Genomic DNA, 23,740 nt, shown 5'->3' with positions numbered 1-23,740 from the left:
GGCGTCAAGTCTAACCCTCAACAGCTGCGATCGTCGCTGGTGATTACGATGACGGGGCATTTCGCTTCGCCAACGACGTCTGAGAGCAGGCCGCGGTTGAAGTGGGTGTGCATTGGGCCGGCTTTTTCAGCTGGCATCACGACGGCTCCCGGAGCGAGTTCCTTCAGTAGCCTCATGACACAGTCCTTCGCGATACCCTTTCGAATCTCGCGCCTTGGTATCTCCTGCGCTACATCTACTCCGGGGAGTTCTTCTGCAAGGCTGCGCAGGAACAACTCGCTCTCGATTGGATCCGGAAGTTCTGTGACGCTGTCGGAGATGGTGAAGAGAGTGAACGCGGCGCCCACTTGTCGCGACAGGTGATAGCCGTAGACAGCTGTGCCTACGTCTTCCCGTGTTTGCCCGACGATGCAGACGACTTCTCTGGGTGACCAGACTCCGCTTGGCGTCTCGGCCTTGGGGCCCACGATCATTACGGGCCAGCCGGAGCGATCCGCAACATCTTCTGCAGTGGAGCCGAAGAAGAGACGATCCAGGCCACGGGGCGCGTGCGTCCCAAGGACCAGCAGGTCCGCGGACTTCTCTCGAGCAAGCTTCTGCAATTCGTCAGAGACCATACCCCAGTGTTCCGATTTATCTGCTTTCAATCCGCTGGCACGAAGATCCTCGACTGCCTGATCCAACTGCGCGTCCGTCCTTGCTGCAGCCTGGTTGTCGAGATCTTCGAAGTACATTGCTTCGGGAGCCACGAAAGGACTTACCGGCTGGCTGACATGCGCAACGGTGATGTGGGATCCAAACCGCTTGGCCAGTGACTTTGCGCACTCCATCACCTTCTGCGAGTCGTCTGTGGGATCGAAGGCGAAGAGGATTTCGTGAGGGATCGCGTATGGATAGGTTGGCAAAGCAGTGGTCGACATGGGAATGTTGCCTTTCATCGAAGATTGATTCACGGTGAAAGTAACGCTGCGATGTGAGATTGGTTGTGATGGCGCTCACATTTGTCTGGCAGAGTGTTCCGTGTCGTGTCTCTTTCGCAGATTCAGCAGCCTGTGACTACCATCACAGCCAACTTATGTCCGCGTGCTTGATGCTGAGTTCAGACAGGACAACACATGCTCGAACCCAGATCCGCTGATGCGCACACACTGCTGGCGGATAGGTGGGAAGGTCTGCGCCGGAACTCTTCGATCGCTCTTCAAACACAGGGGAACGAGCGCTCGCATCTGGCGCGTGGTGCAGCGCTGGCGTGCGGGGCTTTTGTGTTGGCTCTGCTGCTGCGTTTCTACGGTTGGGATGCGGGCCGCTGGCTGATGGCGGGGCCGTTTACGTTATGCCTGATCGCAACGAGTGATGCGGTGCGAAGCATGCATGTCCGCTGGGATCTTCACCATGGAGGCGTCCTGTTCCTGCTGTACGCGGACATGATGCTGCTGACGCTGATTGCTGTGTGGACAGTGTGGCCACTGTGAAGTCGCGGCCGTCGTGGCGGATTAACGGACGGGACTGGCCTCTCCAACCAAAGACCCAACGCCGAGCGTGACAGCCATTGCCAGTGCTCCCCAGAAGGTTACGCGGAGTGAGCCTTTCAGTGCACCTGCTCCACCTGCGCGCGCAGCCAGGCTACCGAGGGCCACCAGGCAGAGCAGAGAAGTGACGAGGACAAACGGGATGAGGTGGCTTGTTGCGAGGCCGCCGACGATCAATGGGACGGACGCTCCTGCGGCAAAGCTGGCGGCGGATGCGAGCGCGGCCTGGACTGGTCGTGCGATGGAACCGTCCGCTATGCCGAGTTCGTCGCGCGCGTGTGCTCCGAGCGCGTCATGCGTCATGAGTTGCGTTGCAACCTGGCCTGCGAGATCGGGCGACAAGCCCCGGGTAACGTATATCTGCGTCAACTCGGCCAGTTCACCGACTGGGTCCGTCGATAACTCGCGACGCTCACGCTCCAAGTCGGATGCTTCGGAGTCTGCCTGTGATGAGACCGACACGTATTCACCGGCTGCCATCGACATGGCTCCAGCAACGAGGCCGGCAACGCCAGAGATCAAGATGGCCTTATGTGTGCCGTGCGCGGCTGCAACACCCAGGACGAGACTGGCGGTCGAGAGGAGGCCATCGTTCGCGCCAAGCACCGATGCGCGCAACCAGCCAACCCTGTTTATCCGATGACGTTCTACATGCATAATCTTCCCAGCCTCACGGTGCGACTCATTCAGGACTATAGTTCGCATTGTCACTACAGAGTTGAGCTATAAAGCGCCAATAAGACGCGATGCTTCCTGCTCAACTATTACAAGTCCTTTGAAAGTTTGCCAGAAGTTGCTGTGCCTAACCTTAGCCGTGGCATCGCGGCCGTCACGCTGATTTACGCCTCCGTACGAGAACGTCTGACAAGAGGCCCCGGGCACGACGGTCCAAATACTCGCATGGATCCAGGGGTTCCGTGACTCCGCATTCTCGCGACGTGTTTTTGGACCGGAAGAGGTCGCGGCGCAGACGCGTGCCGCTGCGGACGCGCATGCCAATGGATGGTCTCTGTGGAATGCGAGAAATGTTTACAGCGAAGCGGGGCTCAAGTGAGTCGAGCGTCTTGCGATGGTTGTTTCAGTTAAGTCGGCACATAGAAGAGAAGGTAATTACATGGATGTTCTACCGAAGGTGCCACCTGCTCTGATTGCAGAGGTGAAGCCGGATCTTTTCCCGATGTATCCGGTGAAGCAGGATGCACCCTTGATCTCGGATGAAGACAGACGGGCACATCGCAAGGCACGCACCCCTCTTTGGCGCTACCTGTTGCATGCGCGTCCTCTTGCCGTACTGACGGCGCCCATCATCTATCTTTGCTTTGTTGCGTTTCTGTTTCTTGATGCTGTCATCACGCTGTACCAGGCGATTTGTTTCCCTGTGTATGGCGTTCCCAAAGTCAGACGCGCAGACTATCTGATCTTTGACCGGGGCGCGCTCGTCTACCTGAATGTGCTTGAGCGCCTCAACTGTATTTACTGTTCCTACGCCAACGGTCTTATCGCTTATGTGATGGAGGTTGTTGGGCGGACGGAACAGCATTGGTGTCCGCTGAAGCACGCTCGGAAGGCTGCCGCACAGCATAGCCGCTACAGCCACTTCCTCCCGTATGGCGATGCTGCCGAGTATCGGAAAAAGCTGGATACGGTACGGGATGACTTTGGGGATCTGCGTTCGTAATTTGATGAGATGAGCGTCGCAGACGGAGGGGCATCTCTGTGCTGAAGCGAATGGCTAGATCCCTACGACGTGGCGCTTCCACATGCTGCAGTGACGGCAATCACAAGAATCTTCCGAGTTGAAGCGCATGCTGAAACCATGCCGGGGGATCCTATGTCAGAACCGATACTGAGTATTGAACCCGCGGGCGTGAGCAAGCCCGTGGTGGACGTGCCGCCTCTTTCCATCCACAAGATTGTCGTTGGCTATGAGAACGATGAGTGCGGTAACAGAGCTCTACGATGGGCCGAAGAGATTGCGACCGTTCTCAAGGCAGACCTAATTGTTACGCATTCGGTTCCGCCACCGCCCGGCGTGATCGATATCTACTATGAACAGCTTAAAGAAGAGGTGCTGGACGAAGCCCGGGACAAGATCGCGGACGCGATCCACCGTCATCTGCAGCATTTCGATCGGCCGATCAAGGAGGTCGTTAACTTTGACGGGCCTGCGAAGCTGATGCTTCGGACGGCGTCGGAGACGGATGCCGACCTGGTCATCGTTGGGTCTCACGGGCGGAAGGGAATCGATCAATTCCTCTTCGGATCGGTGTCGGAATCACTTGCGTTTCGTTGCACTTGCCCTGTCCTGGTTTGCGGTCCGGAGTGCGAGCCACCTGATATGCGGCGGAAGACGGTCGTATTTGCGAGCACTCCATCGGAGACGAGTGTTCGCGCGGCGGAGTATGCAAGGGCAATTGCGGAGTACGCCGGTGTGAAGCTACTTGCGATGCATACGCCGGCAGAACGTCCGCCGACGGAGGCTCATGACAGGCTCTGGAAGGAGGAATACGTCAAGGAGTTGTTGCGTATTGCTTTGGGTGAGCCTGCGGATGATGCGGCAGATATCACCTATTGTGTGGAGTATGGAGATCCCGCTGAGGAAGTACTTACGCTGGCCAACAAGGAAGACGCGGCACTGATCGTGATTGGCAGCGGAGAGCGTATGGTTGGTGCGGATCACTTCTCGTGGCGGCCGACGGGAGAGATTCTGAGATCTGCACCCTGCCCGGTGTTAGTCGTTAGTGACAACTCCAAATAGTAGGTTCTGTTCTTGTGCAAGAAAAAAGGCGTCGACCTGGTTCAGGCCGACGCCGAAATAAAATCCCGGACTGTCTGGATATGTCCTGGTCCGTCCCGGGAATGTTTTCAGTTAGGGATGGATGGTGAGATGATTTGAAACCTGCTGAACGCCGGGTGCCTGCCAGGCTGCGCGTTCTGCTTTTTCGCGCTCGGACCAGGAGTGGACGTTCCCGTAGAGCGATACTGTGCCGTCGCTGGTGTAGACAGACATGGATCGAGCGTCGAGGTCGACCATGCGTTTCAGTGCGTCCTCGATCTTCTGCCGCACTTGTTCGCTGGTGGCTCGCTGTTTGATTTGCAGGAGATTCACGATGCCGCGAACTCCGTTGATAGAGTGCGCGGCTGTCTCTGCATTCTCGAGTTCGTAGTGCCAGTCCACTGCGCCGGTCAGTGTTACGAAGCCACCAGAGACGGCAACCTTGATCTTTTCGTCGGGGACGCTTGCGTGAATGCGCAGCGCTTCTACCACGTCGCGTGCGATCTCCGGATCAGTACGCATGCTGGGTGGCTTTACCTCAATGTCATTCGCGACGGAGACAACGCCGAACACTGTCTTGGCGGCACGTTCTGCGGCGAGCTTCTCCAGGTAGCCATGTACGAAGCCGGTGAGCATCACATTTGCATCCTGCACCTTGACGCTAATGTCCTTGGAATGGATTTCTGGCTGCCAGGTGATCTGCTGCATTACGTCGTCCTGGATGCGTTGATCGTGGGTCTTTGTGTAAGAAGCAATGCTGGACATCGGAAGGTTCCTCCTTGGGGATGTAAGGGTGGGTCGGACGTGATGCAGAGGCCGTATGTGTGCGGCCCGATCTTCGTCCTGATACGTAGAAACACCTTGCAGCGACAGATCTCAACTCATGTGTCGTCGCGCCTGATGCAAACTTAGCGCGCGGTCCCTTCGCTTGAAGTGATGTCTGTCACAGGTGCCTGTGAGTTCTCCGGAGTGACGCTTAGGCGACGCGTCGAGGCAAGTTCGGGTAGACTTCAACCACTTTCAGGGAGTCGCTAATCCTCGGGTTCTATGCGCATGAAGCCCGTCTGTTGCGCGATGCAAAGTGCGACCTCGAGCCTAGCGGCGTAAGGAGATGGATGTGAATCGCAGAAGGCTACTTACAGGTGCGACGGGAAGCTTTGCCGCGTTGCTGACACCCTCATTGTCTTCAGCAAGTTTCAGCTCAGAAGCGCTTGCAGAGAGCGCTTCGTCGATGCGTTCGGATTGGACGGAGCTTCTCGTCAAGATTGTTGATCCCGTCCTGCGATCCGCCGCGGCAGGAACGTTGTTTGAAGCGATGCCGGTGGAGGCTGCTGCTGGCCAGGAGGCAGATCGCCGTGGTGTCTCGCCGCTGGAGGCGCTGGCAAGGACGTTGTCTGGCATTGCGCCGTGGCTTGAGAACACGACACTGACAGGCGCGGAAGAGGCTGAGCGTGCGCGTTGTGCCGCACTGGCTCAGAAGGCCATTGCGATGTCAGTTGATTCGGGTTTGCCCTCTTATCTGCGATTTGGTTCGGCACGGCAGACCATCGTGGACGCAGGATTTCTATCGCTCGCGATGGCACGCGCTCCGCGCACTTTGTTGCATGCGCTCCCCGAGCCGGTGAAGAAGCATCTTGGTGAAGCTTTGCGTGCGACACGGCGACAGACGCCGCCTTACAACAACTGGCTGCTATTCGCTGCGATGGTTGAGGCGTGTCTGTCGATGCTGGGAGAAGATTGGGATCGTGAGCGCGTGGATTATGCTCTGCGCGAGCACGCAGCTTGGTTTCTGGGTGATGGCATCTATGGTGATGGCCCGCACTTCCACGCGGATAACTACAACTCCTACGTGATTCATCCCTTCCTGGTGGCTCTGATGGAGGTTGTCGGGGACAAGGAGACGGCGTGGACTGCGATGCGGAAGCCGATCGTCGAGAGAGCGAAACGGTTTGCCGCGTTGCAGGAGCGGAGCATTAATCCAGATGGCAGTTTCCCGCCCATCGGACGTTCCATTGCGTACCGTTGCGGTGCATATCATCATCTGGCGGATGCTGCCTTGCGCCGGCAGCTACCAGAGCATCTTTCGCCTGCGCAGGCTCGCTGCGCGCTGAATGCGGTGATCAAACGCACGATGCTTGCTCGTGGCACCTTTGACACAAAGGGGTGGCTTACGATCGGGCTGGCCGGGCATCAGCCCTCGCTGGGTGAGACCTATATCTCCACGGGGAGTTTGTATCTTTGCACTACAGCTTTCCTGCCATTGGGACTACCCGCGAGCGATCCCTTCTGGAGTGGGGCGGCGGAGAAGTGGAGTTCGTTGCGTATCTGGTCCGGAGAAGATCATGCCGCCGACCACGCAACGGATTGACGCGTTCAGAAAAAGAGAGGTCCGCATATTGTGTGAGATGCGGACCTCTTGAGTTGATTGGTTAGAAGGAGATGCGGCCGCTGAAGCGGAGTGTGCGGTTGGATGTGGACAGCACGCTCTGGATCTGACCGAAGCCGCTGTCATTGACGTTCGCGACTGGTGCACTCCATTGCGGAGTATTCGTTACATCGAAGGACTCTGCTTTCAGGATGATGGCAAGCTCACGGTAGATTGGAATGTTGCGAGTCAGTCCTACGTCAAGGTTGAAGTACCCTGGGCCGCGCACTGAGTTACGCGAGGTGTTGCCGTTCGAAGACGCGTTCGGCAGCTTGGCATAATTTCCCTGGTTCTGGATGTAATACGGATACACACTCGATCCGGGTTGATACTTTGTGCCGGCTCTGACCGGCTGCGAGATCTGGTTGGGAACCACAGTATCACCGTTGCCTGCCTGCGATGAGTCCGTGATCTGAAAAGGCCTGCCGCTGTAGTAGGTGGTGATGGTATTCAGGTCCCAACCGCCTACGAGACTGCCAACAAAGCCTGAACTCAGAAACTGGCGACCTCTGCCGAAGGGAATCTTATAGACCGTCCATAGGGAATTCATATGGGTGCGGTCAAAGCCCGACGAGGCGAAGTTGCGCTTGTAGAGACCGGGCGTGCTGAAGGTGGGCGTGCCGAGTGTCGAGTCAGCGTCCCAGTAGTTGAGATAGTGCGACCAGGTGTAGCTGTAGCCGAATTGCAGGGTCTTCAGCTGGCGATCGCTGATCTGTAGCTGCATGCCCGAGTATTCTTCGTCTCCGGCGGGCGCCACGTTGAGGATGGTTCCGGTGTAGCGTAATGCGCCGCCGGGAGCTGTGGCATTTGCGAAGAGCGGACGGCTTGCCGCTCCAAGCGTGCTGACGCCACCCGCGTTGATGTCGATGCCTAGCACCTGACGGACATGGTGCGTGCCGACGTAACCGATGTTCAATACGACGTCATGCGCGAGGTCTCGGTCAATAAACAGGTTATAGGCTTCGATGTAGCCGCGACGCCACTTCTGCGGTGCAGTCTGTGTCGTGTAGTTGAAGGGCAAGGGAACGATGCCGGTATTGATATTAGGCACGTTCACAGTCGGGACGCCGGCCGCCAGCGCGCCGCTGGGGAGGGTGTTCATCCCCGGGGCTCCCGCGTTGGGCGCGGTGAGCGCACCGGCTGCGACGTAGTTGTTTGCACCGGTGTTGTTCAGGGTGATCAGGGCCGGATAAGAGTCGCGGAAGAAGCGATAGTTTTCCGGGTCCACCGTGATGCCGCCGCCGGCTCGGATGACCGTCTTCTCGTTGATGCGGTAGTTGATGCCGAATCGCGGGACGAGCTGTCCGCGCCCGACGTCTGCACCGGTATCGGTTGGTGTGTTGCCGCGTCCGCCGATCAGCACGTTGCTGGTGGCGGGATCGAAGCGGAAGACGCCGGTGTGATCGCGGTTCGCGAAGGGATAGTACTCGTACCGGAGGCCGTAGTTAATCGTGAGGTTCGGTGTCGCTTTCCAAGTGTCCTGTGCGTAAAAGCTGAAGACTGAAAAGCGGGGGCCATTGGGCTGGAAGAGTTGGACGGTTTTGCCGATTGCCTGCGGAAGACCGAGGAGCATGTCGGCGACGGTGCGGTAGTAGTTGGGACCATCGGCGGCCAGGCCGCTGTTGTTGCCGGTGACGCCGCCTGTGAAGGTGAACTGTCCGCGCGGGCCGGCGTTGTTTGCCTGCAGATGGTTGATGGCAGAGTGCACATACTCCCCGCCGAAACGGAAGTTGTGTTTGCCGTGCAGGTAAGTGCCGTTCAGATTGCCGACATACTGCATGTCACGGAACTGGAAGGGATTGGACTGGATGTAGTTACCGAAGCTGGAGAGTCCGGTCGGCAGAAATCCTGGCAGGCCAGACTGGAAGGGTGTTGCACCGTTGGTACCGCTGATGCCCAGAAGGTCTGTGCCGAGGTTGGTGCCGTAGTCCGGAGCGCGTGCGGCGAGATTGATGCGCACGAAGCCGGCATTCGCGTCGATGAGGAAGTTCGATGTGAACGAATGCGTCGCGCCCAGGCCGATGTTCTGGATGGTGCCAGGCGCTGTTCCAGGCTGACCACCATCCCACGTGTTGCCGATGGCGGCGCCGAGTGCGGGCGGATCGGTGATCTGCGAACGACCGATGGAGTAACGACCGAAGAAAGTGGTCTTGTCTGTCGGGTTGTAGCTGATCTTCGTGTCGTACGACGCGCGGTCATACGAGAGCACGGCGCCGCCGGGATAGTTACCGGAGATCGCGTTGACCTTCTCCGTTGGGAGGAGCGCGAGAATCTTTTGTGTGGCGGGGCTTAGTCTCCCCGTGGGGATCACGTTTCCCGGAAAGGGCGTGCGTCCGGAACCGTTGGCGTTGCCGGTGGTTGGGTCGTAGATGGTGGTACCGGTGCCCGCGAAGTTGCCGCCGCGCAGGGCTGCAAGTGGCACGTTCATTGCACCGCCCGTCTTGAACTGACGGAGCGAAACACGGTTATAGCCAAAGAAGAAGAAGAGCTTGTCGCGGATGATGGGACCGCCGATGTTGCCGCCGAACTCGTTATAGATGTTCTTGGGCAGGATCGGCGTGGTCGTGACGCGGGTGAAGTACTGGCGCGCGTTGAACTGGGCGATGGAGTTATACGCCCATGCGCCGCCGTGAAAGCGGTTGGTACCGCTCTTCACGATGAGGTTTGCAGCGATACCGCCGGCAGCACCCTGCTCTGCGTTGAAGCTGTTGGTGACGATGTTGGCTGACTCGATGGAATCTGTCGGCGGGATATAGGCAACGATGGACTGGAGCCACGGATAGCCCACGGCGGCACCGTCGATCTTGGTGGAGTTGACCGTGTTCACGATGCCGTTTGCCGTGACGGCCTGTGTCCGGCCTGGATTGCCGGCCTGTGAGTTGTTCTCAACGGGCGGCGGAACACCGGGGATGAGGCGATAGAGCCCCTGGAAGTTTCGGCCTGCGGTCGAGGTCGTCGGCAACTCCTGGACCTGCGTGGGGCTGATCTCATAGTTCACGTCCGCTCGCTCGGTCTGCAGGGCAGGCGGTACCGTGTTGACCTCAACGGTCTCCGTCACGTTGCCAACGGTGAGTGTTGCGTCAAAGCGGCGTGACTGATTCGCGCTGATGGGTACAGACTTCGAAGTGGCGGTGCCGAAGCTGGGCGCCGTGATGACGACACCGTAGGTGCCGGGCGGAAGATCGGTGAACTGGTACGCTCCGGAACTGTCCGCGGCGTCCGTGCGCGTAAGGCCAGTTGCCGGATTTGTCACCGTAACTTTTGCGCCGGGAACTACGGATCCACTGGAGTCTGTGACGACGCCGGTCAGACCGCCGTACAGAGTTTGTGCGAAGCCGTTACTGACGGCAAGGGGGGCGAGTGCGACAGCCGCAATGGCATGCAACGCGATTCTTCTGTAGCTATACATATCCACGACGTCCCCACAGTTTGTTGGAAGTAGACGCGGACTATAAGTAGCGCCAGAGCTCGTTGTCAACGTAAATCTGTTCCCGGGAGGGTGAGGGCAGCGCGTAGAAGTCCCGCTGGTGTTGGTCTTTCACGCTTCTGGACGCACTTTCATCGCACCGAAAAACATAGGTCGGTACCGGCCTCCGGTATAACGTTTTAGTAGTTATACGAGGGCCGCTTTGGTGCGTCGGCCCTGAATCGCAACATGCCGGAATCTGTTTGATTGTTTGTTGTCCTTTAGAAAGGCCAATTCCTTGAAGCTCCGCTGTCTTTCCCTGTTGTTGATCGCATCTGTGGCGACCTCGTCTTTTGCTCAGAAGTCGGAGGTGCGTCGCGCAGGTGCACCGGACTACACCCGCTACGTTGATCCTTTTATCGGTGTGGACTGGGGAGGAAACACCTTCGTCGGTTCTACGGTTCCGTTCGGCATGTTGAAGGTTGGTCCGGATATGGAGACCTTCGACGGACGCCGCTCGGGCTTTGGGTATTCGAGCAACGGCTTGATCCTTGGCTTCTCTCATCTTCACCTTAGCGGCGCTGCCGGGAAGTATGGCAACATCCGTGTCGCTCCTGTTACCGGGCCACTGAATTTGAATGACATCAAAACGCCGCGCACGGAGGAGGTCGCGAAGCCCGGCTACTATGCCGCAACGCTGACGCGACCGAAGGTGCGTGCGGAGCTTACGAGTAGCCGGCGCGTTGGCTTTCATCGCTATACCTTTCTGAATCCGGGTGAGGCCCACCTGACGGTCAATGTTGCCGCGGCACTGAACCTGGGCACGGGCTGGGAGGATCAGACCTTCGTTGGTGCCGAGGTGCATGTGGTCTCAAACAGCGAGATCCAGGGCATCGCTCGTTTTCGTGGCGGCTGGAACCGCGGTGGCGAGTATCGCGTGTTCTATGACATGCAGATCGATACGCCCGCTGCAGCCGTACGCACGTGGAATGGTGGCGAGCTGGGGACGGAGCGCGATGTGGTCGTCACCAGCGATAAGCCTGTTGGCGCTTCGTTCGATTTCAATGCGCGTGCGCATCAAGTGGTGCAGGCTAAGGTCGGCATCTCGTTTATCAGTGCGGAGCAGGCGAAGAAGAGTATCCAGGTAGAGATTCCTGGGTGGAGCTTTGAGGCTGTGCGCCATGCGAACAACAAGCTTTGGAATGCCGAGCTTGAGAAGCTGCAGGTAAAAGGAGAGACCGAGGCGCAACGTCACCAGCTTTACACGGCGATGTACCACATCATGATGATGCCGGTGGATCGCACGGGCGAGAACCCACTGTGGTCTTCGACGGAGCCGTACTACGACGACTACTACGCGATCTGGGATACGTATCGGACGTCGAGTCCGCTGCTGACACTGATCTCGCCGGACCGGCAGCGGGACATTATTCGATCGCTGATCGATATCTATCGCCACGCAGGGTACATGCCGGATGCGCGCAGCGGGAACGACAATGGCCGCACGCAGGGTGGTTCCAATGCAAACGTGGTGATTGCAGATGCTTTTGTGAAGGGGTTAAAGGGCATCGACTATGCCACGGCTTTGCAGGCGATGTTGCACGATGCCGAGGTGCCTCCGAAGGACGCGCAGAAGGAGGGCCGCGGTGGGCTGAAGGATTACAACGAACGCGGCTTCATTACGACGGCCGATGAGCGTGCCGGCTCGCGGACCGTGGAGTATGCCTATGACGACTTCGCAATTGCAGAGGTCGCGTGCGGTCTGGGCGAACAGAAGCAGATGGACCGGGCGCTTGCCCGCACGCATAACTTCGAGCACCTGTGGGATCCCAACATGGCGGTGTCAGGCTTCAAGGGGTTCCTGCGTCCGCGTAAGCCGGATGGCTCGTGGGCGGAACCGTACCTCACAGTACGCGGGACGTGGCCTGACTTTATGTATGAAGGCGACATCTGGACTTACTCGCTCTACGCACCGCAGGACATGCGTCGCCTGATCGAGATGGCGGGTGGTAACCAGCGCTTCAACGATCGCATGGACTTCACGTTCGCGCGCGGGCACTTCGATATCTCGAATGAACCTGGCTTCCTGATGCCGGTGCTCTACAACTACACCGGGCGTCCGGACAAGAGCGCGGACGTTGCGCACCTGCTGCTGGAGAAGGCATTCAACGACACGCGTGCCGGCATCCCTGGCAACGATGATTCCGGCGCGATGTCGAGCTGGCTCATCTTCCAGTCGCTTGGCATCTTTCCGGTGGCTGGTCAGGATATCTACCTGATCAGTTCGCCTTCGGTGCCCGATGCTTCGCTCGCGCTGGCGAACGGAAAGAAGCTGCACATCGTTGCGGAGGGGCTGGATGCAGCCGGCCTGAATCGCTATGTGCAGACGGCGACGTTGAATGGACGGAGTCTGACGACGAACTGGTTTCGTCACGCGGAGATTGCCAACGGAGGAACGCTGATCCTGAAGATGGGATCAGCGCCCTCCGAGTGGGGAAAGACAAATCCGCCGCCGTCCCTTAGCGACCCCGGCGCTCGCTTCTGCGAGAAGCGCTAGAGGAGAAGAGCTGGTCTGAATCTCAGACCAGCTCTTTCTTCGGGTGGCCTGCCGGAGCGAGCAGGTCTTCGATGCGGATAGGCAGGTTGCGAACGCGAATGCCGGTTGCGTGGTGAACTGCATTCGTGATCGCTGCGGCGATGCCGGCGAGGCCGATTTCGCCGACGCCACGTGCCCCGATGGCGTTGAGGTTGTAGTCCGGGTAGTCGAGGAAGGTGACGTCGATCTCCGGGCAGTCGGCGTTGACGGCCATGACGTAGTCGGCGAGGTTGCTGTTCATTGGTGCACCGCTGCGCTGGTCATATTCGGTGGCCTCGAACATGGCCATGCCGACGCCCATCACGACGGCACCTTCGATCTGGTTCCGTGCTGCGCGCGGGTTGATCATGCGACCCGCGTCGATGACGGTGACGACGCGGCTGACACGCAGACGCGCGATCTCCGGCTCCCAAGTAACCTCAGCGAACTGCGCTCCGTAGCTGTGTGAGGAGAGCTTTTCGTTGGGATTGCCGAGGGTGCCCATGGACTTGCCCTGACCGCTGATGGCCTTCACCTTGGCCATACGAATGATCTCGGCGGTGGCGACGTGTGTGCCGGACTGGCCCTTGGTCTGGACGCCACCATTGGTGAACTCGAGCATCTTTGCGTCCTTGCCATTGAAGGGACTTGCGGCAGCACCAACGGCTGCAACGAGCAGTGTCTGTGTGGCCTTCTGCGCGGCCTGCAGCACTGCGGGAACTACGGACGCGGTGGCCCAGGAGCCGCCGCTGATGGGGCCGGGCGGCAGTGCGGAGTCGCCGAGGACAACTTCGATCTTGTCAATCGGGATGCCAGTCTCGTGCGAGACCATCTGCGCGATCACCGTGTAGGTGCCGGTGCCGATGTCCTGCGTGCCGCAGGTGACGCGGGCCGAGCCATCCTGCAGAAGTTCGACGGTGGCTTCTGATTCCATGCGGGCTGCAATCCACGTGCATGCGGCCATGCCCCAGCCGAGTGTCACGCCCTCCGCATTCTTCATCGATCCGATTGCCGGGTTCCGCTTGGACCAGCCGAACTTCTCCGCGCCGGTGCTGATGCATTCCTGCATGTGCCGTGAGGAGAACTCCTGGCCGTTGCTTTCATCCTTCTGCGGCTCGTTGATCTGGCGAAGTTTGACGGGATCCATCTTGAGCTTGATGGCGAGCTCGTCCATGGCGGACTCAAGCGCGTAGAGGCCAGGTACCGCACCAGGACCACGCATGGAGGTGGGCGTGCCGATGTTCCGGCGTGCGAGGCCGCTGTTTACTGCGACGTTCTGGCAGGAGTAGATGAAGCCGGTAGCTTCGCCGCAACCTTCGTCGTAGTCGTCGAGGATTGAGGTGTGGTTGACGTAGTTCTGCTCGATGACGAGGAGCTTGCCGCTGGTGTCGGCTGCGAGCTTGATCTGCTGGTCGATGGCGGGGCGGTGGCCGACGCTCTGGAACATCATGGAGCGCGAGACGACCAGCTTGACCGGTCGGTTCAGGTTGCGCGCGCAGGCTGCGGCGAGTGCTGCATGCGGCCAGGGCCACAACTTGCCGCCGAAGCCTGAGCCGAGGAAGCGCGTGATGACTTGCACGTTCTCAGACGGCACACCGAGCTGCGCGGCGAGTACGTCACGCGAGTTGACGACGGCTTGCGATGTCTCATAGAGGGTGTACTTGCCATTCTTGTAGACGGCAACCGACGCATGGAGCTCGATGGGATTGTGCGTCTCAGCAGGTGTGCTGTAGACGGCGTCATGCTTGACGGGTGCAGAGGCGAAGGCAGTTGCGGTGTCGCCACGCTTGGTGACACTCTTCTTGCCGGTCTTCTCCACATCGCCCAGTAGCTTGTCGCTGGTGTTGTGCGGTGTCTTTGCGTAGGTGACCTTGACGGCTTCAGCTGCGGCGCGCGCCTGCTCGACGGTTTGTGCGACAGCAACGGCGACGTACTGGCCGTAGTAGCGGACGGTGGTGTCTTCGAGCGGAGGGCGCTTCTCATCCAGGATCATGGACATGCCCGAGCCGGGAGGAGTGCGGTAGAGCGCGCCGATGCTCTCGTGTGTGTAGATGGCCAGGACGCCTGGCATCTTTGCAGCCGCTGCCGTATCGATGGCGCTTATGGTGCCGCTTGCGACGGTTGCGGTGGTCGGCCATGCGTAGACGAGACCTTCAAAGTGATGGTCGGAGGAGTACATGGCCGCGCCGGTGGTCTTAAGCGGACCGTCGACACGTGACTGTGGCTTGCCGATGACGGCGCTGTCGCCGATGTTTGCGGGTTTCGATTCCTGCTGCTGATCGAGGATCATGATGCGCCTCCTATGCCGTGACCTTGGTGAGGGCTGCGGTCAGGCAGCGTTTCGCGAGTTCAACTTTGAAGCCGTTCTGTGATTGCGGGCGGGCGCCGTGCAGTGCAGCTTCGGCGGCAGCGCGGAAGTTGGCCGGCGTGGCGGCCTTGCCCATCAGGGCCTTCTCCGCTTCGCGACTGCGCCATGGCACGGCTCCGACGCCGCCAAGAGCTACGCGGACGAAGTCGATGTGATTGCCGCTTGTCTTGATGACGATGGCCGCGGAGGTGAGGGCGAATTCGTACGAGGCCCGGTCGCGAAGTTTTAGATAGAGGCTCTTCGCGCCTGATGGAAGAGCGGGAATGGAGACGTGGGTGATGAGGTCGCCGGGTTCGAGTACCGTTTCACGCTGCGGAGTATTGCCGGGCAGCGTGTAGAAGTCGGCGATGGGAACGACGCGATCGCCCTTGGCGCCGGTGATGTGGATTTTTGCTTCGAGGGCTGCGAGCGCAACGTTCTGGTCGGAGGGGTTCGACGCGATGCACTTGTCGCTGGTGCCGAGGATAGCGAGCATCCGATTATGTCCTCCGATGGCGGAGCAGCCGGTGCCGGGCTGTCGCTTGTTGCAGCCGTAGGAGGTGTCACGGTAGTAGCCGCAGCGCGTTTTTTGCAGCAGATTGCCTGCGGTCGATGCCATGTTGCGGAGCTGTGTAGAGGCTCCGCTGAGGATAGCTTCGGAGAGGACGGGATACTGCTGCTTCACAAGATCGTGATGCGCAACGGCGGTGTTGCTGGCGAGCGCGCCGATCTTCAGGCTGCCGTTTTCGCCGGGCTCGATCTTGTTGAGTGGCAGGCCGTTGATGTCGACGAGCTGCCGCGGCATCTCGACGTTTAGCTTCATGTAATCGACGAGGTTGGTGCCACCGGCGATATAGCGTACCTGGGATCCCTGCTGGGCGGTGGCCGCGGACGCCTGCGCCTTGACGGCGTCGGGGATGCTGCTGGGCGTAATGAGTTCGAAGGGCTGCATCTTGGGCTCCTCTTATGCCGTGAATTTGCCGCGGCAGCTTTGCACAGCGGCGACGATGTTGGGGTAGGCTCCGCAGCGGCAGATATTGCCGCTGAGCGCTTCCTTGACGTCCGTATCCTTGGAGCCCCAGGGCTCCTTCATCATGGCGACTGCCGACATGATCTGGCCGCTGGTGCAGTAGCCGCACTGGTAGCCGTCGTGCTCGACGAACGCCGTCTGCATGGGGTGCATGTGGTCGGGTGTGCCAAGGCCTTCGATGGTGGTGATCTCTTTGCCCTGCTGCATGGTGGCGAAGAGGAGGCAGCTGTTGGCGCGCTGGCCATTGACGTGAATGGTGCAGGCGCCGCACTGTCCGTGGTCGCAGCCCTTCTTGGTGCCGGTCAGGTGCAGGGTCTCGCGCAGGGTATCGAGTACTGTGGCGCGCGGGTCGACCTGCAGGTTGTGCTGCTGACCGTTGATCATGAGTTTGACCGGTACGGTGCCGGGAATGGTCGCAGTTGCTGCCTCTTGTGCGGCGGCTGCCGGCTCTGCTGCAGCGGCCGCGAGCGGCGCGGCCATCGTGGCCGTCGCGCCTGCGACTCCGGCCATGCCGGCACGGGTCAAAAAGGACCTGCGGCTGAGCCTTTCCAGCGAAGTCATGGGTTGTTGGCTCTCTTCATCATTCGTCGACATTGTGACCTCCATCTGCGTCCTGCTGTCCGGACGGCAGCTCCGATATTGCGAGCCTTTTTAAGGATGACGGCCTCAGGCCGTGAATCCTCGGTTCTTTGATGCAGCGATAGTACCGCCGCGGGGCGGGGGAAGACTACAGCGCGGCGGTAAACGCCATGTCGGGTTGATTGGCTCTGGCCGAAGGGGGGTAACGCGCGGGCCGGACACCTTATAAGGGGGCCGGCCCGTCGTTGCTTCTGCTTCACGAAGCAAAACAGATTTGTGCTGCCACGCAGGACTGATGGCGATCTGAGCAGGGGATTGCGTGTGCTGCTGTGCCCTCTAGCGCGGCTGTTGATAGTGCTCGTCCGTGACGTGTTCCATCCACTCCACGACCTTGCCGTCCTGTTTTTCCTGGATGGCGATGTGCGTCATGGCCGTGGTGGGAGTGGCTCCGTGCCAGTGTTTCTCGTGCGGCGAGAACCAGACGACGTCTCCGGGATGAATTTCCTCAACCGGACCGCCGTCTCGTTGTGCCCATCCGCAACCGGCCGTCACGATCAACGTCTGGCCTAGTGGATGTGTGTGCCAGGCGGTTCTTGCGCCAGGCTCGAATGTGACGCTGGCACCGACTACCAGGGCCGGGTCAGGTGCGGTGAATAGCGGATCGATGCGTACCGTTCCGGTAAACCAGTCTGCCGGTCCCTTGCCGGATGGCTGTGTTCCGACTCTCTTGATGTCCATGTGTGTCTCCCTTGAAGACAGTAACTCTTCTAGGGTGAGGGATATTGTCTGGACTGAGAAGAGTGCATGCCGGCAAACTCTTGTGAGTTACTTTCACGAATGCTTCTTGATCTTCACCGTACTCTGACCGACGGAGGAACGGCCTTTGTGGAAAGACGAAATCGTCAGGTTTAGGCGAGTACGACCTGATTTCTTCCTTCGTGCTTTGCGCGGTAGAGCGCCGCGTCGGCTTTCCTGAGCAGATCTCCGGAATTCTCAGCATCCTGCGGGAAGAGCGCTACGCCGACCGAGACGCTCAAGTCCGAATGCATTGCCAGGCCTGAGGTGAGTCGCATCCCTGCGATGGCGGTGCGGATTCTTTCCGCCGTCATGAAGGCACCTTCGACTGTCACGTCCGGAAGGATGATTGCGAACTCTTCGCCGCCGTAACGGCAGACCATATCTCCGCTGCGGATCTTAGCTTCGAAGACCGTTGCAACTTCTTTGAGAACGATGTCGCCCGTGGCATGGCCGTACTGATCGTTGAAGGTTTTGAAGTGATCGACGTCCAGCATGAGCATGGCGACCTGGCTCTTGGAGCGAGAGGCACGTGCAAGTTCCCGTTCCAGCGCGATCTCCATGAAGTGACGATTGAAAAGGCCGGTGAGGCCGTCCCGTACGGATTGGTTTTCCAGCTTGACGCGCAACTGGAGACCGGCGATGGTCATGGCAGTAAGTTCTGCGAGTTGGCGAATGCTGTCTTCGCGCGACCTCACGCCTTCGATGCTGTCCTTGTCATTCGGTGTAAGGAAGAGCATTCCGAGCGTCTCGCCTTGCGCTACCAGCGGCAGGCAGAAGTAGGTTTCGGGAGCGTCGTTGAGAAAGTGTGAGCAATTCACTTCGGATGCGCCTATCTCGCGCCACCGCAGCCGCCCGGAGCGCAGGGAGCAGCAGGAATCGGGGACGAAGATCTCCACCATGGATGCGTCGAGGCCCCCAACGCGCAACCACTTCGGCCATGGCGCGTGAGTTGTTGATCATGCAGATCGTCCCGCTCGTCGCGGGCGCCAGACGAGCAAAGCTGCTGACGGCGGCGCGGTAGACCTGATCCAGCCCTGTACACAGTTGGAGTTCATCCCGGGCATCGGTCAGAAGGCGGGATTCTTCCGCACGATTGTGCAACTGCTGCACCGTGGTGGCCAGTTCGGAGTTCGTGCGGTTTGTGAGGATCGCGACGCTCTTGCGTCGAAAGGCGTCCCGGATGAGGAAGCCGAAGAGAAACACCAAGGCGAGCAGAGAGATGCCGCCCATGGAGAACTCCGTGACTACGGAGCGTTGAGAACGCTCCCTGGAGGCTTCCGTCCGTTGCTTCAGGAGCGTGCGCTCCTGTTCGGACATTCGGCCGAGTGTCTGGCGGCATTTGAGGATGTTGGTCTGCGGGGACTTGCCAGTCTCGGGGACGCGTTCCAAGTCATGGGCGAGACGTGTGGCACACGCTCCCAGAGCGGTAACCTCCTGGACTGCAACGGCATTGTCAAAGACGAGGCTGCGGATTCGGGTGCTGGATGTGCTGAGGGAGACAACGTTCGACCGAGCGGCGATGAGCTGATCTTCATTCTTGGTCGCGAGGTAGAGCCCGGTATAGGCTTCAATGCGGTCGAGCCTTTGCGATGCGCTCTGGAGGCTATTCAGCACCTCCTGGCTGTGTTCGACCCAACCTTCCGCTTCAATCAGGTTCTTGGTGTTCTGATAAACGAACTGCTTGCTGCAACGGTGAACACGACGGAACCGAGCGCTGCGGCCAAGATCAGCGCAATTCCTATATCCAAGCTTTGTAGCCGCTTCAGCATACGCAATGGTGTTCGATACCGCCGAAGCACGCCATTCATCTTTTGAGGTATCCGGACGGCAGATACATCACGAGCGATAAATTTGTTCACGAGAGCAATGTCGCCGAGCTTCAGTTGTGGTTCGAGGGGAGGGCTTGATGTTAACGGGGCGTATTAGCATTCGTGGTCTTGAAGCAGCCTCTTACCGGTGAGAGAGCATCCCTCGGAATGACTTGTGCCGATGTCACGAGTGATATTCCATAGCGGGATCTCCGCCTGTACGTCGGGTCAGTGTACTTTTCGTTGTCCGCAATCCGTGCGGAGGGGAATGGAGCCTGATCCGTTGGAGGCTGTATGAAGTACCCATCCCCCCGCAGTCTGCGCCGCCGTATTCCGGCCGGTGCCCGATTCCTGCTTCCACTTGCGATTGTTTGCACTGGAACGGCCTCAGCGCAGTTCCGCGCTTCGATCTCCGGTACCGTGAGCGATGGCAGCGGTGCGGTGGTGCCCGGAGCGGCCGTTACTCTGACCGATCTCCAGACGAATCGTGTGATGACCACCACGTCGAATGAGAGCGGTGTCTATACCTTCAATGGATTGGCGCCGGATCAGTACAAGATTTCGGTCGCGCTCGACGGGTTCTCGCCGAAAGAACTGAACAATCTTTCTATTACGCCGGACGCGCCCAACAGCGTGAATGTGCAACTTGGGATTGCGTCGCAGAACACTTCCGTGGATGTAACGTCCGGAAGTGCTCCGGTCCTGGAGACGGCGACGGCGACCATTAGCGGGACGATCAATGAGAACCAGATCCAGCATTTGCCTGCAGCTGGGCGGGATGTTTTTCAACTGACTCAGCTTGCGCCTGGAGTGTTTGGCGATGGCGCGCAGGCTTCGAGCGGGACTAGCAATTCAAACTTGCCGGGCACTGCGGGGCCTGGTGCGGCTACGCGTTCGAATGGGATTTTCCAGACGGAGAATGCGCCCCAGGCTAATGCGAATGGTGGGCAAAACGGCAATAACAGCATCACGATTGATGGTGTTAGTACGGTTTCTGCTGTTTGGGGTGGGGCTTCGATTATTACGCCTTCGCAGGACTCGGTTGGGTCGGTGCGGGTGGTGTCGAATGGGTATGACGCGGAGAATGGGCGCTTCAGTGGCGCGCAGATCCAGGTGAACTCGAAGACGGGTACAAACCGGTTCCATGGAAGTTTGTTTCTGAGAGCTAACCGCCCTGGATTGAACGCTTACCAGCGTTACAACGGTCCGGGTACGTTCAATCCCGGGACGCCTGCGGACCGTGGTTTGCTGCGGGATGCTACGCGTTCGAACCAGTTTGGCGGCAGCATTGGCGGCCCGATTCTGCGGGATCGACTGTTCTTCTTTTTCAACTACGAGACGCAGCGAGACCACACTTCCGTGCCGGGAACGGGATGGTTTGAGACGTCTCAGTACGCTGCGCTGGCACCTGCCGGAAGTATCGCGGCGACGTACCTCAACTTTGCCGGGAATGCGCCGGTAAACGCGACCCAGATCAACCAGACTTGCTCGACGGCCGGCTTCCAGGAAGGCGTCAACTGCCGGACCGTTGGCGGCGCTCTGAACCTGGGGTCACCTGTCAGGGGTGCTCGCGGGACGCAGGACACGACATGGGTGAGTAACAGCAACCCGGGTGTGGGTGGTGGGCTGACGAACACGCCGACGATTGCGCAGTACTCGTTCCAGAACCCGACGACACAGGTGGGTCAGCAGTTCAACGGGCGGCTGGATGGGGATGTGACGAAGAAGGATCATCTTGCCTTTGCCATCTATTGGGTGCCATTGAGCCGCACGAACCAGGGCGGGCCGGGACGTGTGTATGACCTGTTCAACCACAACCAGATCAACGATGCGTACACGGTCATCTGGAATCACATCTTCTCACCGAACCTGCTGAACGAGGCACGGGCTAACGACGCGGGTTACCGGTGGAATGAAGTGTCGAGCAATCCGCAGGCGCCCTTCGGGCTGCCCACCTCGACGGTGGACACACTGGGAGCGAACAACATCAGCGTGGGGTACTACGGTGCGCCCGGACCGAGCGTGTTGAACCAGCACACTTATAACTTCAAAGATGTGGCGACGTTGACGACGGGGAACCACATCCTGAAGTTTGGCGGAGAGGCGACGCGGCTCTATTACCTGAACAATCCGACGAGCACGGCTCGGCCGGCCTACAACTTTTACAACATGTGGGCGTTCCTGAATGACGCGCCGCATTCGGAGTCGGGGGCGTTCCTTTCCGCTACAGGGACACCGGGTACGAACCGCCAGGATGAGCGGACGACGATCTGGGGTTTCTTTGCGCAGGATGATTGGAAGGCGACTCCGAACCTGACGCTGAACATGGGGCTGCGCTGGAGTTACTTTGGACCGCTGAATTCGAAGCAAAACAACATTGGTGTAGTCGAGTTCGGTCAGGGCTCTGCGATGTACACGGGCATGAGCGTTCGAACGGGTGGCCCGCTGAGCCAGGCACAGAAGGCCAACTTCGGGCCGCAGTTCGGCTTCGCGTGGAATCCGGAGGCGCTGAAGCATCGCGTGGTGCTGCGCGGCGGCTATGGACTGAACTTCAACCAGAACGAGATCGCGATCCAAGGTAATTCCGGCAACAATCCGCCCTACATCTTGAATGCGAGTTACAACAACAGCAGGATCGTGAATGGGGTCGCTACGATCGATCCGAAGATTGTTTACAGCGTGGCAAGCGATCCCAAGTCGCTGTTCGGGTACCCGGCGAATCCGAATGCTGTCGGCGGCTTCAATGCGGCGAACCTGCCCACTGCCGGTGGCGCCAGTGTTGTGGCGTTTCCGAGCACCGTCCCCACGATCTACACGCAGCACTTCTCGCTCGACACACAGTTCGAGTTGCCGCTGGGGCTTGTTGCGACGGTCGGCTACCAGGGCAGTCTTACCCGCCACCTTATTGTGCAGAGCCAGGCGTATGTCCGCACCTATACGCAGGGCTATGCTGTGAATCCGCTGGTCTCGAATCTTGCGTACTTTACGAACACCGGGACGGCGAACAACAACCAGTTGCTGGCGGGCTTGCGCAAGCAGATGTCCCATGGCTTCTCGATCGATGCGAGCTTCCAGTGGGCCAAGACGATGGATCAGGGATCGTCGCCGTACTACACCGACCCGTACTCGTTCAATCCGAGCCTGGCTTATGGACGTTCCGACTATAACTTCGGCAAGGCAGCGAAGGTCTTCGGCATGTGGCAGCCTAGGTTTTTCAAGGGGCACGGGTTTGCTCACTCGATTGCCGATGGCTGGACGGTTTCGGGGATCTACAACTTCCACACGGGCTTTCCGTTTACGCCGACGTATAACGTACCGGGTGGCAACCTTTACTACGGGACCAGCGGCTATACAACACTGCGGCCGACGTTCTACAGCGGTACCGGAGGGAAGAACCATAGCGTAAGCGCAATGCGTCAGACCCAAGGCGCGAACGTCAACTTTCCGCTTGCCGGTGCCGGACAGCCTTACTTTGGTGTGCCTGCCACGGGGATCCCGGCGGGTGGTGGCGGGTACGGTCTGCCGTCACTGCCGGGAGTGGCGCGTAATACGCTGGACGGCCCGAATTACCAGGACCTGGATGCGAGTCTCGCGAAGAACTTCGCATTACCGGGTTCGCGCTTTTTCGGCGAGAGCACGGGGCTGGAGTTCCGGATGGATGCGTTCAACGTGTTGAACCTGACGAACCTGAATCCGGGCAGCGTGGTAACCAATATCACCTCATCAAACTTCGGCACCTATAACCAAGGTCTTGCCGGACGCATTGTGAATCTGCAGGCTCGTTTCAGCTTCTAGCGAGTTGGCTTATCTGTCGTTCGCGGAGACGCAGCTGCGCCTCCGCGAGCCGCCCAAGGCTGCATCCAAGTTTGCATGGGCGGCAAGACACTGGTTGAGCGGATGCTCAACATCCATTGGCACGACATGTTCGTGCCGACATTTTCTCCCCTCGAGATTGTGATCCGCGGATCACTGATCTACCTTGCGCTGTTTGCCTTCCTGCGTATCGCGCGATCGCGGCATGCGGGGCAGATGGGACTTGCGGACATCCTGGTGATCGTGCTGATCGCGGATGCGGTTTCGAACGGGATGGCTTCGGAGTATCGATCCATTCCTGAGGGGCTGATCCTGGCGGGCACCATCTTCTTCTGGTCGTTTGTGCTGGACTGGCTCGCGTATCACGTGCCTGCGATTCGGCCGCTGATCGAGTCGGGACCCCGATGCCTGATTCGCCATGGGGTGCTGCAGGTGAACGCGATGCGCCACGAGCTATTGACGAGGGACGATCTGATGTCCATGCTGCGCGAGCGTGGGATTGAAGGCTGCCAGAACGTCAAGCGCGCCTATATCGAGGGTGACGGCGCTTTGTCCGTGATCTGTTACAAGAACGATGAGAACCGACCGAATCAACCCAAGAAGGCGCGCGTTTTTTAGGGCTGGTGCATCGAGCGGTCTTGCGAGAGCTGACGG

General features: G+C 59.2%; 18 protein-coding genes. 8 read left to right on the top strand and 10 right to left on the bottom strand.

The window, feature by feature from the left end:
* Nucleotides 1-17: 17 nt before the first annotated feature.
* Nucleotides 18-920 carry a universal stress protein gene (locus tag TERRO_RS10755; RefSeq protein WP_041592561.1) on the bottom strand — a complete coding sequence of 301 codons (903 nt, stop codon included), beginning with the start codon at nt 918-920 and terminating at the stop codon, nt 18-20.
* Nucleotides 921-1,115: 195 nt separating this feature from the next.
* Here TERRO_RS10755 and TERRO_RS10750 point away from each other — a divergent pair, with 195 nt between their 5' ends.
* Nucleotides 1,116-1,472, top strand: a complete 357-nt coding sequence (locus tag TERRO_RS10750; RefSeq protein WP_014786020.1) for a hypothetical protein — start codon at nt 1,116-1,118, stop codon at nt 1,470-1,472.
* 21 nt (nt 1,473-1,493) lie between these two features.
* On the opposite strand, the gene TERRO_RS10745 is transcribed toward TERRO_RS10750, so the two are convergent.
* Nucleotides 1,494-2,147: a VIT1/CCC1 transporter family protein gene (locus TERRO_RS10745; protein WP_245536085.1), complete on the bottom strand. Its 654-nt coding sequence runs from the start codon at nt 2,145-2,147 to the stop codon at nt 1,494-1,496.
* Nucleotides 2,148-2,421: 274 nt separating this feature from the next.
* Between TERRO_RS10745 and TERRO_RS22670 the strand changes: the two genes are divergently transcribed.
* The 3 genes from TERRO_RS22670 to TERRO_RS10735 all read left to right on the top strand — a co-directional run bounded on the left by TERRO_RS22670 (nt 2,422) and on the right by TERRO_RS10735 (nt 4,287).
* Complete coding sequence (locus TERRO_RS22670; protein WP_081490719.1) at nt 2,422-2,583, top strand: putative glycoside hydrolase; 162 nt, start codon at nt 2,422-2,424, stop codon at nt 2,581-2,583.
* Between the two features lie 60 nt (nt 2,584-2,643).
* Nucleotides 2,644-3,207, top strand: a complete 564-nt coding sequence (locus TERRO_RS10740; RefSeq protein ID WP_014786018.1) for a hypothetical protein — start codon at nt 2,644-2,646, stop codon at nt 3,205-3,207.
* Between the two features lie 153 nt (nt 3,208-3,360).
* Nucleotides 3,361-4,287 carry a universal stress protein gene (locus TERRO_RS10735; protein WP_014786017.1) on the top strand — a complete coding sequence of 309 codons (927 nt, stop codon included), beginning with the start codon at nt 3,361-3,363 and terminating at the stop codon, nt 4,285-4,287.
* Between the two features lie 111 nt (nt 4,288-4,398).
* On the opposite strand, the gene TERRO_RS10730 is transcribed toward TERRO_RS10735, so the two are convergent.
* Nucleotides 4,399-5,070: a BON domain-containing protein gene (locus TERRO_RS10730; RefSeq protein WP_014786016.1), complete on the bottom strand. Its 672-nt coding sequence runs from the start codon at nt 5,068-5,070 to the stop codon at nt 4,399-4,401.
* 352 nt (nt 5,071-5,422) lie between these two features.
* Between TERRO_RS10730 and TERRO_RS10725 the strand changes: the two genes are divergently transcribed.
* Nucleotides 5,423-6,673: a DUF2264 domain-containing protein gene (locus TERRO_RS10725; RefSeq protein ID WP_217164342.1), complete on the top strand. Its 1,251-nt coding sequence runs from the start codon at nt 5,423-5,425 to the stop codon at nt 6,671-6,673.
* A 61-nt stretch (nt 6,674-6,734) separates the two neighbouring features.
* Here the strand turns inward: TERRO_RS10725 and TERRO_RS10720 are convergent, their stop codons facing one another.
* Nucleotides 6,735-10,115 carry a TonB-dependent receptor gene (locus tag TERRO_RS10720; RefSeq protein ID WP_041592559.1) on the bottom strand — a complete coding sequence of 1,127 codons (3,381 nt, stop codon included), beginning with the start codon at nt 10,113-10,115 and terminating at the stop codon, nt 6,735-6,737.
* 292 nt (nt 10,116-10,407) lie between these two features.
* Between TERRO_RS10720 and TERRO_RS10715 the strand changes: the two genes are divergently transcribed.
* Complete coding sequence (locus TERRO_RS10715) at nt 10,408-12,693, top strand: GH92 family glycosyl hydrolase (RefSeq protein WP_157178328.1); 2,286 nt, start codon at nt 10,408-10,410, stop codon at nt 12,691-12,693.
* Nucleotides 12,694-12,715: 22 nt separating this feature from the next.
* Here TERRO_RS10715 and TERRO_RS10710 read toward each other — a convergent pair whose 3' ends face one another.
* The 6 genes from TERRO_RS10710 to TERRO_RS23130 all read right to left on the bottom strand — a co-directional run bounded on the left by TERRO_RS10710 (nt 12,716) and on the right by TERRO_RS23130 (nt 19,079).
* Entirely contained in the window at nt 12,716-15,001 is a 2,286-nt protein-coding gene (locus TERRO_RS10710; RefSeq protein ID WP_014786012.1) for a xanthine dehydrogenase family protein molybdopterin-binding subunit, read from the bottom strand.
* A 10-nt stretch (nt 15,002-15,011) separates the two neighbouring features.
* Entirely contained in the window at nt 15,012-16,010 is a 999-nt protein-coding gene (locus TERRO_RS10705) for an FAD binding domain-containing protein (RefSeq protein ID WP_014786011.1), read from the bottom strand.
* Between the two features lie 12 nt (nt 16,011-16,022).
* The gene (locus TERRO_RS10700) at nt 16,023-16,682 is read right to left on the bottom strand and encodes a (2Fe-2S)-binding protein (RefSeq protein ID WP_014786010.1); all 660 of its coding nucleotides are present in this window, start codon (nt 16,680-16,682) and stop codon (nt 16,023-16,025) included.
* A gap of 321 nt (nt 16,683-17,003) precedes the next feature.
* Complete coding sequence (locus TERRO_RS10695; RefSeq protein ID WP_014786009.1) at nt 17,004-17,405, bottom strand: (R)-mandelonitrile lyase; 402 nt, start codon at nt 17,403-17,405, stop codon at nt 17,004-17,006.
* A 170-nt stretch (nt 17,406-17,575) separates the two neighbouring features.
* Nucleotides 17,576-18,202 (bottom strand): GGDEF domain-containing protein, encoded by a 627-nt coding sequence (locus tag TERRO_RS10690; RefSeq protein ID WP_157178327.1) that lies wholly within the window; start codon nt 18,200-18,202, stop codon nt 17,576-17,578.
* Nucleotides 18,180-19,079, bottom strand: a complete 900-nt coding sequence (locus TERRO_RS23130; RefSeq protein WP_157178326.1) for a hypothetical protein — start codon at nt 19,077-19,079, stop codon at nt 18,180-18,182. The genes TERRO_RS10690 and TERRO_RS23130 overlap by 23 nt, the downstream gene beginning before the upstream one ends.
* A gap of 488 nt (nt 19,080-19,567) precedes the next feature.
* Here TERRO_RS23130 and TERRO_RS10680 point away from each other — a divergent pair, with 488 nt between their 5' ends.
* Nucleotides 19,568-23,068 (top strand): carboxypeptidase-like regulatory domain-containing protein, encoded by a 3,501-nt coding sequence (locus TERRO_RS10680; RefSeq protein ID WP_014786008.1) that lies wholly within the window; start codon nt 19,568-19,570, stop codon nt 23,066-23,068.
* A gap of 75 nt (nt 23,069-23,143) precedes the next feature.
* Nucleotides 23,144-23,704: a DUF421 domain-containing protein gene (locus TERRO_RS10675; protein WP_014786007.1), complete on the top strand. Its 561-nt coding sequence runs from the start codon at nt 23,144-23,146 to the stop codon at nt 23,702-23,704.
* Nucleotides 23,705-23,740 lie beyond the last annotated feature (36 nt).

It is taken from the genome of Terriglobus roseus DSM 18391 (assembly GCF_000265425.1).
In the GTDB taxonomy this organism is placed as follows: Bacteria; Acidobacteriota; Terriglobia; order Terriglobales; family Acidobacteriaceae; genus Terriglobus; species Terriglobus roseus.
The sequence above is the reverse complement of the archived record's forward strand: the minus strand, read 5'-3'. Positions and strand labels throughout refer to the sequence as shown.